General features: G+C 71.4%; 3 protein-coding genes. 2 read left to right on the forward strand and 1 reads right to left on the reverse strand.

Annotated features, from left to right (window positions below; translation table 11 throughout):
* Window positions 1-96: 96 nt before the first annotated feature.
* Window positions 97-8,439: a hypothetical protein gene (locus JD77_RS29755; protein WP_145777146.1), complete on the reverse strand. Its 8,343-nt coding sequence runs from the start codon at window positions 8,437-8,439 to the stop codon at window positions 97-99.
* A gap of 485 nt (window positions 8,440-8,924) precedes the next feature.
* Here JD77_RS29755 and JD77_RS29760 point away from each other — a divergent pair, with 485 nt between their 5' ends.
* Both JD77_RS29760 and JD77_RS29765 read left to right on the forward strand, forming a co-directional pair.
* Window positions 8,925-9,623: a DUF3455 domain-containing protein gene (locus JD77_RS29760; protein WP_246141106.1), complete on the forward strand. Its 699-nt coding sequence runs from the start codon at window positions 8,925-8,927 to the stop codon at window positions 9,621-9,623.
* Between the two features lie 105 nt (window positions 9,624-9,728).
* Window positions 9,729-9,920, forward strand: coding sequence for a pentapeptide repeat-containing protein (locus tag JD77_RS29765; RefSeq protein ID WP_281292194.1), 192 nt, complete (start codon window positions 9,729-9,731; stop codon window positions 9,918-9,920).
* The last annotated feature ends 605 nt before the right edge of the window (window positions 9,921-10,525 follow it).

Here is a 10,525-nt window from a genome sequence, read left to right on the forward strand (position 1 = left end):
ACGCTGGACCCAGAGGCCAGCAGAACAGCCGCACCCTCAAACCATCAAGATCAACTCATTCGGCCAAAGATCATGCCGGCCACCCGATCCACGGATTCAGGCTGAGGTGGCCCAGTCGGCGAGGTTCCCGCTGCCGTCGCCGGCCTGATCGTCGATGCTCGGCTGGCCGGGGTCGGTGGACATCGCAGCACCGTGCCCGTCGGTCACACCACTGCCGGAAACGGGCCCCGCCGGTCCCGCCCACCCCACCGTGCAGGCCGACGCGGCCGGCCCCGCCTGCCAGGACGACGCGGTGGGGGCGTCCGGGGCGTCCAGCGGCCAGGGCGGCCCTGAGAGTCCAGGCAGACCCGTGCCCGCCGGCGGGGCAGGTGCCGGCCCGGGCATCGGCGACGTATCCCCGTGGTTCAGCCAGGACAGATCCTCACCACCCTGCGGGCGGTCCGGTTCGGGGGCAGGGCCCGGCACCGATGCTTGCCGGGGCTGACCCGGATCGCTCACCCTGTACCGCGCCGCCCCGCCACCGTTTGCTTCCTGGACCAACTGCAGCAGACCACGGTCGCGCAATGCCCCGATCCGGTCACGCACCGTCCGCCGCGGTGTGGATGTCGCCGCGGCGAGGTCTGACTCGGTGACGGTGATGAGCCCGTCGCCGTCCATACTGTCGATCAGGGCGTTCCACAACTTCCGCAGCTGATCCCGCTGCCGCGTTGCGGGGGCGTTGTGGCCGGCGTGCTGGTCGAACAGCGTCCGGGCATCATTCCGGTCGCGCGCCCACTGGCTGCCTTCGGGAAGGTCCGGCAGTGGTGCTTGCCGGGGCTGACCCGGATCGGTCACCTCGTACCGCGCCGCCTCACGACCGTGACTTTCCTGGACCAGCTGCAGCAGACCACGGTCGCGCATTACCCCGATCCGGTCATGCACCGTCCGCTGCGGTGTGGATGTCGCCTTGGCGAGGTCTGGCTCGCTGGCGGTGATGACCCCGTCGTCGTTCATATGGTCGATCAGGGCGTTCCACAACTGCCCCAGCTGTTCCCGCTGCCGCGTTGTGGTGGCGATGTGGCCGGCGTGCTGGTCGAACAGCGTCCGGGCCCTATCCCGGTCGCGCACCCGCCTGCTGTCCGCAGTGGGTTGGGGTTGGGGTTGGTCGGGGTGCAGTGGGGCGGTGGTGGGTGGCTCGTCGGCCGGGTGATGGGGGGTGTCGCCGGCGTGGAGAGTGCCGGCGTCGGTGCGGGTCACCGCTGGGGATGGTTGCCAGTCCATGACCGGCCCCTGGTGGGTGGCCCAGTCGCCGAGATCCCCGCCGTCGCCGGCCTGATCGCGCGGCTGGCCGGGGTCGGTGGACATCGCAGCACCGTGGGCGGTCACATCACTGTCGGGAACCGGCCACCCCGGTTCCGTCCACCCCGCCTGCCAGGACGACGCGGTGGGGGCGTCCGGGTCGTCCAGCAGCCCGGGCAGGCCCGTGTCCGCCGGCGGGGCAGGTGCCGGGCCGGGCATCGGCAACGTATCCCCGTGGTCCAGCCAGGATAGGTCCTCACCCTGCGGGCGGTCCGATCCGAGGGCAGGGCCCGGCACCGGTGCTTGCTGGGGCTGACCCGGATCGCTCACCTCGTACCGCGCCGCCACGCCACCGTGACTTTCCTGGACCAGCCGCAGTAGACCACGGCCGCGCAATACCCCGATTCGTCTATGCACCGTCGGCCGCAGTGTGGATGTCGCCTTGGCGAGTTCTGGCTCGCTGGCGGCGATGGTCCCGTCGTCGTTCATATGGTCGATCAGGGCGTTCCACAACTGCCCCAGCTGTTCCCGCTGCCGCGTTGTGGTGGCGATGTGGCCGGCGTGCTGGTCGAACAGCCTCCGGGCCTCATCCGGGTCGCGCACCCACCGGCTGCCTGCGGGAAGGGCCGGCATCAGTGCTTGCCGGGGCTGACCCGGATCGCTCACCCTGTACCGCGCCGCCACGCCAGCGTGACCTTCCTGGACCAGCCGCAGCAGACCGCGGCCGCGCAATACCCCGATCCGGCTATGCACCGTCGACTGCGATGTGGATGTCGCCTTGGCGAGGTCTGGCTCGCTGGCGGTGATGAGCCCGTCGCCGTCGATACGCTCGACCAGGGCGCTCCACAACTGCCCCAGCTGTTCCCGCTGCCGCGTTGTGGTGGCGATGTGGCCGGCGTGCTGGTCGAACAGCCTCCGGGCCTCATCCGGGTCGCGCACCCACCGGCTGCCTGCGGGAAGGGCCGGCATCAGTGCTTGCCGGGGCTGACCCGGATCGCTCACCCTGTACCGCGCCGCCACGCCAGCGTGACCTTCCTGGACCAGCCGCAGCAGACCACTGCCGCGCAATACCCCGATCCGGTCATGCACCGTCTGCCGCAGTGTGGATGTCGCCTCGGCGAGGGCTGACTCGCTGGCGGTGATGATCCCATCGCCGTCCATACGATCGACCAAGGCGCTCCACAACTGCCGCAGCTGTTCCGGCTGCCGCGTTCTGATGTGGCCGGTGTGCTGGTCGAACAGCGTCCGGGCCTCATCCGGGTCGCGCACCCACCGGCTGCCCGCGGGAAGGGCCGGCATCGGTGCTTGCTGGGGCTGATCCGGATCGCTCACCTCGTACCGCGCCGCCCCGCCAGCGTGACCTTCCTGGACCAGCCGCAGCAGATCACTGCCGCGCAATACCCCGATCCGGCGATGCACCGTCGGCCGCGGTGTGGATGTTGCCTCGGCGAGGTCTGACACGCTGGCGGTGATGATCCCGTCGCCGTCGATCCGGTCGATCAGGGCGTTCCACAACTGCCGCAGCGGTTCCCGCTGCCGCGTTGTGGCGATGTGGTCGGCGTGCTGGTCGAACAGCGTCCGGGCCTCATTCGGGTTGCGCACCCGCCGGCTGTCCGCAGTGGGTTGGGGTTGGGGTTGGGGTTGGTCGGGGTGCAGTGGGGTGAGGGTGGTGGGTGGCTGGTCGGCCGGGTGATGGAGGGTGCCGTCGGCGTGGAGAGTGCCGGCGTCGGTGCGGGTCACCGCCGGGGAGGGTTCGAGGGATGGTTGCCAGTCCATGTCCGGTCCCTGGTGGGTGGCCCAGTCGCCGGGGTTTCCGCTGCCGTCGTCGGCCTGATCGTCGATGCTCGGCTGGCCGGGGTCGGTGGACATCGCAGCATCGTGCCCGTCGGTCACACCAATGCCGGGAACCGACCCCGCCGGTTCCGTCCACCCCGCCGGCCAGGCCGACGCGGCCGGCCCCGTCAGCCAGGACGATGCCGTGGGGGCGTCCGGGTCCTTCAGCGGCCCGGGCAGCCCGGGCAGCCCGGGGGGCAGGCCCGTGTCCGCCGGCGGGGCAGGTGCCGGCCCGGGCATCGGCGACTGAGGTGCCGGTTCCTGCATACCCGGTCCGGGCGGGAACGACTGAGTCCCTGGGGACTGGCTGGGCTGGTCGCCGCTGGGCTGCGACCACGATGTCGGGCCGGGCGGGGCCTGCGGCCGGGGCGGATCCATCGGTTGCGGCCCGGGGTCGGGTTCCGTGCCCACGGCCTCAAGCAGATAGAGCAGATCGGCCGGGTCCACATCGAGCGAACCGGCTGGGCCCACCTCGTAGGTGGCCCAGTCGCCGAGGTTTCCGCTGCCGTCGCCGGCCTGATCGTCGATGCTCGGCTGGCCGGGGTCGGTGGAGATCGCAGCACCGTCCCCGTCTGTCACACCCATGCCGGGATCCGGCCCCGCCGGTTCCGTCCACCCCGCCGGCCAGGACGACGCGGTGGGGGCGTCCGGGTCGTCCAGCGGCCCGGGCAGCGCTGACAGGCCCGTGCCCGCCGGCGGGGCAGGTACCGGCCCGGGCATCGGCGACGTATCCCCGTGGTTCAGCCAGGACAGGTCCTCACCCTGCGGGCGGTCCGGTTCGGGGGCAGGGCCCGGCAACGGTGCTTGCCGGGGCTGACCCGGATCGGTCACCCTGTACCGCGCCGCCACGCCACGGTGGCCTTCCTGGACCAGCTGCAGCAGACCACGGTCGCGCAATGCCACGATCCAGCGATGCACCGTCTGCTGCGGTGTGGATGTCGCCGTGGCGAGGGCTGACTCGGTGACGGTGATGATCCCGTCGGCGTTCATATGGTTGATCATGGCGTTCCACAACTGCGGCAGCTGTTCCCGCTGCCGTGTTGTGGTAGCGATGTCGGCGTGCTGGTTGAACAGCGTCCGGGCATCATCCCGGTTGCGTACCCACCGGCTGCCCGCGGGAAGGGCCGGCAACGGTGCTTGCCGGGGCTGATCCGGATCGGTCACCCTGTACCGCGCCGCCACGCCACGGTGTGCTTTCTGGACCAGCTGCAGCAGACCGCGGTCGCGCAATGCCACGATCCGGCGATGCACCGTCTGCTGCGGTGTGGATGTCGCCGTGGCGAGGTTTGACTCGGTGACGGTGATGATCCCGTCGGCGCTCATATGGTTGATCATGGCGTTCCACAACTGCCGCAGCTGCTCCGGCTGCTGCTGTGTTGTGGTGGCGATGTGGTTGGCGTGCTGGTCGAACAGCGTCCGGGCATCATCCGGGTTGCGCACCCACTGGCTGTCCGCGGTGGGTTGGGGTTGGGGTTGGCCGGGGTGTACTGGGGCGGTGGTGGGTGACTCGTCGGCCGGGTGATGGGGGGTGTCGCCGGCGTGGACAGTGCCGGCGTCGGTGCGGGTCACCGCCGGGGAGGGCGCGAGGGATGGTTGCCAGTCCATGTCCGGCCCCTGCCAGGTGGCCCAGTCGCCGAGATCCCCGCCGTCGCCGGCCTGATTGCGTGGCTGGCCGGGGTAGGTGGACATCGCAGCACCGTGGGTGGTCACATCAATGTCGGGAACCGGCCCCGCCCACCCCGCCGACCACGCCGACGCGGCCGGCCCCGCCCACCCCGCCGACCACGCCGACGCGGCCGGCTCCGCCGGCCAGGCCGATCCCATGAGGGCGTCCGGGTCGTCCAGCGGCCCGGGCAGCCAGGGCAGACCCGTGCCTGCCGGCGGGGCAGGTGCCAGCCCGGGCATCGGCAGCGTATCCCAGTCGTCCAGCCAGGACAGGTCCTCACCCTGCGGGCGGTCCGGTCCGAGGGCGGGGCCCGGCACCGGCAATTCCGCCCCTGGATCCCGCGACGGGCCCCGCATCCACTGGGCCGCGGACGCCGGGCCAGGACCAGACGGGTCGCCGTCTTCCGCTGGATCGGGCGACTGCCCGTGTGAGGTGTTGCCGGCCCACCGGTGCCGGCCGCCAGCGGCGGCGAAGTCCTCCTGGTCCGGCCAGCGGACGCCGGGTTCCTGACCGTTGTCGATGATGTCCGCGGTCCGTACCGCCTCCACCAGATCCGGTCCGAACAACTCCACCGAAGCGTCCGAGAACAACACCGACCGCACCGGCTCGTCCACGTGTGGCCGCAACTCGCCGGGCATCTGGTCCACCTCGTGCGTGGACGACATCAGCCGCCGGGCGCGCAGCCGGGTGCGCAGCCATTCACCGAAGGAGGTGGCCTGTCCCGGTGCCTGCCACGCCGCGTCGCACCAGACCAGCAAGATGTCGGGTGCGTCGCCGCCGCGCTGCCGCGCCTGCGCGACGGCGTGTCGCCAGGCGGGCGAGGCGGTGAGCATCCGGAGGAACAAGGCCTGACGCACCGGTTCGTCGGCCAGCCGCTCGGCCAGGTTCCGGTGCCCGGCGATGGTGAACCATCCCCGCACCCACGGCAGCGCCCGCGCCGCCGTGCGATCCGCCGCCGCCGCGTCCGGATCCGCCGCCGCCGGGTCTGCGAAGTACACCCCGCTGAACGTGTCCGCCATGACGATGTCCCTGGACACCTCGAACAGTCGGGGCAGGACCCCGTCCGGCGACGCCGTCTGGATACCGAGGTCCGCGGCGAGGCGGCGCAGCTGAGCGTCGCTGGCACGGCCGTGGCCGCCGCTGGCGAGGTCGTGGATTCGTTGCCCGGCCGACCCGGTAGCCGCGACGGCCGGCTCGCCGAGACCGGCAGAGTCGACGCTGACCGGTTCGTCCAGCACCGACACGTCACCGATCGAAGCCGTGTCCCTGAAACCGGTCGAATCCGTGTCTCTGGAGCCGAGATCGGGGCTGAACACCGCATCGCTTGCCACGGACACGTCACTGACCGGGGTCGTGTCGCTGGCGTAGATCGGCGTGGCGTCAACGCGGAAGGCAGCGCCGCCCGGCTCCCTACTGCGGGCGCTGGCCGTGTCCGGAGTGCCCGGCATGCTGGGCGTGCTGCCGTCGGCCTGCGTGAGCACCTGATGGTATCCATCCACCCAGTTCCCTCGGAACAGTTCGGCGAGGGTGTCGTGACCGGCCGGGTCGACACCGTAGCGGTGGGCCAGGGCGGTGAACTGCTTTTCTGCCAGGCTGGCCGCGGCTGCGGTGTGCTGCTCGACAGTCACCGACACTGCCGGCGCGCCGGTACGCCAGCTTACCGGGGTGTCCGCCGGGAACGGGATGACGTGCGGTGCGGTGATATCGGCAATGGTCGCGGCCGAGAAACGGGCGGGCAGATCGACGACCGCCTGCCGGACCACGTTCGCCACGGCACTGACCTGCGCGGCGTCGGGACCGGCCACCACAGCGGGCAGCACAGCGGGCAGCACGGCGGGCAGCACTGCGGGGGCACCGAGGATCGCATCGACGCTTCGGTCCACCCAGTTCCGCGTTTCCCTCTCGACCACCTCGACCGCGGCGGCGGACGGCACCCCCGCCCCGGCACCTGCCGGCACGCCCGCGCCCGACGACGTGCCAGCGCCTCCCGGTGTGCCAGCGGCCGACGACACGCCGGTGCCTGTCGGCGTGCCCGTGCCTGTCGGCGTGCCGGGGCCTGTGGGTAGGCCGGCGGCGAGGTACTGGTCGATGTGGTGTTGGAGGGCCAGGTGCGCGAGCGCGCGCAGTGCCTGCCGGTCGAACTCCGCCGGCAGCCCGGCGACCACCTGCTCCGACCGCACCCCGGCCGGGACCTGCCCACCCGCGGACGCCAACGCCTCGGCCATCCCGGCCACCGCCCGCTGCCGAACACCCGTCAGATATCCCTCGGTCAGCGCGGTACCCGGCAGACCGACGTCGGACAGGAAAGCCGCGACAGCCCGATCACCTTGCCGGGCGTCGACCCACCCGGCGAAAACCCTCTCGACCGGTATGGCGAGGGCGGCCATGCTCTTGCCCGCCCGAGCCACCCCGGCCAGCAGCCCACTGTAACGGTCCACCAGATCCTGCTGGAACCGATGCCACTGCTCGACCACCGGCCCACCCGCTGCCGCGACCCACTGCGGCGCCGGCGCGGCCGGCACCGACAGGCTCGGCACCGACCACGACGGCACCGACAGGTCCAGGTGCGGCGCGGGCAGGTCCAGACTCGGCGCGGGCAGGTTCAACCCCGGCAGCGGCGGCGGGGTGGGCGGCGGGGCCTGCCCGCCGGTCACCGCAGGCTTCGGGTCGTCGACCCCAGCCTGGTACCCGGTGGACGTGTCTCCACCAACCGGTGGCGGCGCCACCGGCATGACCGGCTTACCGTCGGGCGTGAAGTCCAGGCGAGGCATCTGCACCCGGGGCCCATTCATGGCGCGATTCACGACGAGCCCGAGGCCGCTCGCGGCCGCCCCGCCCGCCCCCGACAGCGCCCCGGACAGAAGATCGGCACCAAGATTGCCGGTGTCGTAGTACCCGTCGACCATCAAGCTGGCACCGATACCGAAGATTCCCTCCGTGCCGGTCTCCAACACCGGCCGCGTCAACAGATCGGTCAACAGCATTCTGGTGGTGTCCGACAGGCCGAGTTTGCCGACCGCGGCGGCGACAGCGCCAGCGGCCTTGCCCAACGCCGGCCCGCCCGCCGTGCTCAGGAACGCCACCGCCCCCGCGAACGCCGCCTGCTTACCGACCGCCGACCAGTTCACCCCCGACTGCAAACCATCGGTCATCATCGACACCTGCGCCAGCAGCGCAGAACCCGGCATCGTCAGCATCTGCATCGCCGTGCTACTCGCCGCCGACCGCACCAACGCCGAACGCAGGACCACCTGAATGATCGTCCGCGCCTGGGCGACGTGTGTCGCCGCCCCCACGGGATTCCAGAACCACATCGCGGCGGCGGCGGCGAACTCGGCCTGCATGAAGGAGAACATCGCCACCGTCGTACGCTTGCCGGTCTCCGCCTCCAGGAAGAACTTCTTCTCCGCCTCCACCACGGCGAGCATCAGATCGGCCGTCTCGGCCATCTTCCCCACGAACGGAACGGTCTGCGCCACGAACCGGTCGAAGGCCTCACCCTCCCCCGCCCCCCGGACCGCCCTGACCGTCTGCTCCAGCAACGGACCCAGCACCGCACGCACCCGACCCGCCAGCATCTCCAGCGTGCCGATGTCATCCCACAACAACGGCAACTCCGCCCGGGACACCCGCACCCCGGTGAACCCTTCCAAAGCCCGCAACGAACTCTCACTGAGCTCAACAGTCGAAAAAGCGGCGGCGACCAACGCGCAACGCTCCTTCCCCGCCCCCGAACCAAGGACACCCAGTACGGATCAGCCAGCCCCGCAGGCCGCCCACCCCAGCCCCGACCACCTCGCCGGCGACAACCTCGCCACCCCGTCGCCCCACCCGGCGGCCAAAACCCCCACACCTCACCCCACGACCCGACCGACGCCCACCACCACCGGCAGTGTTGATCGCCGAGAGCCACGCACCCTCACCGTAAAGTGACGGTAGTCGACACCGGCGACACCAGCCATCCCCACCCACACGTGCGCCACCACACACCCACACCCCGCGCCGGGCCCCGGACGGGGCCTGACCCCCGACCCGAGCCGTCGGGCGTTCGCCCGCGGTGAGGCCGACTACGACGACACCACCCCCGGTCGAGCTGCCGCCCACGGCGGACACCGAACCGATGGTGATGCGCGGAGTGCGTCTGCCCGTGAACCTGGACCAGCGGGTCCGCGACGCCGCCGACGCCGACGCCGCCGGCGTGAAGGCGTCCACCCTCATCCGCGAGAGAAGCATGCTGAGCACGGTTCGGTCCCGTATTCGCGCGCTTGCGGTGGTCGGCATGGCAGCCGTGACCGGCGCCGTCGGTGGCGTAACCCACGCCGCCTCGGCTGCCAAGGTAGCGCCGCCCGCGGCGCCAGCCACGGCGGGCTCTGGCGCCCACGCCAGTTCGTTCCTGAGCATCCCCGACGTGATCAAACCGCCGGCCGGGTCCCAGCCGATCGGTGCCTACCTGGTCGTTAGCGGAACGCAGACCTACACGTGCGTTGTCCCCGAGGGAGCCACCGCCGGCGCCTACACGGACGCCTCGGTTCCCGAGGCGCTACTGTTCGGCACCGGCGGCATCGTTCACCACTTCGCAGGCCCGAGTTGGCAGTCCACTCACGACGGATCGCTGGTCACCGCGACCAAGATCGCTTCGTCGAATCGGTCTGGAACCATCCCGGAACTGCTGCTCAAGGTGACTACGCGCTCCGGCACCGGCGTCCTGTCCGAGGCCGACTACATCAACCGCCTGATGACCTCGGGCGGAGTCGCGCCGACGGGCCCCTGTACGGCCAGCGAAACGGCGGAGGTGCAGGTGCCATACTCGGCGACCTACGTCTTCTGGGACGCACCCACCGCTTGACCTATCGGCTCGGCTCGACGAAGTGCGTCGCTGCCCCGTAGGGTCCCGCCCGCGACAGCGGGAGACCCTACGAGGTGGCCGATAAGGGTCTGCCGAGAAATAAATCTGAGAGGCGTGCACCTGAGGGACGCGAACCTAACCGAGGCGAGGTTGGTCGACGCGGACCTGTCCGGCGCGAACCTGACCGGCGCGAACCTGACCAAGGCGAAGTTGGGCGGCGCGGACCTTACGTGCGCCCGGACCGATGACCTCACCCGTTGGCCTGTGGGGGTGGCCCGGCCGGCGCCGTGTGACTGAGGCCCCTGGCCCTACACGGGTAGGCATCGAAAGGCGCATTACGGGCACGCGGCGGGGGCTGGTTCGCACGTCTTATGGGTTCGCGGGTTCGGCCTGTTCCCGGTGCTGTGTCGGCCGATGCCGGCCGGAGGCCGCCAGCAGGCCGAGCACGGGCACGCCCAGACCGACGCGCCCTGGTGCTCGTCAACGAGCCGCGCGCGGATGTCCGAACCCGTTCGGCAACCGTCAGGACCACTGCGGTGTTACCAGCCCGGGCCCGTTGCCGTCCTGGTTCCGCCCCGGCCGTGTGAGGAGCGAGGCGCCTGAGCTTGCGGAACACCATCCCTGGCGGCCGCCCTACCCGTGGCTCTGTTGTACGGCGTGGCACCGACCACCAGGTGAGGTGGGCGGCGCGGGTGAGCGCGCCGGTTTCGCGGAGGGCGGGCATGACCGGCCCCGACGCCTGGAAGTACCGCTGCGGGTTGGCTCGGGTCGGGGGTCAGGCCCCCGTCCGGGGCCCGGCGTGGGGTGTGGGTGTGTGGTGGCGCACGTGTGGGCGGGGATGGCTGGTGTCGCCGGTGTCGACTACCGTCACTTTACGGTGAGGGGTGCGTGGCTCTCGGCGA

Origin of the sequence: Micromonospora olivasterospora (genome assembly GCF_007830265.1) — a bacterium.
In the GTDB taxonomy this organism is placed as follows: domain Bacteria; phylum Actinomycetota; class Actinomycetes; order Mycobacteriales; family Micromonosporaceae; genus Micromonospora; species Micromonospora olivasterospora.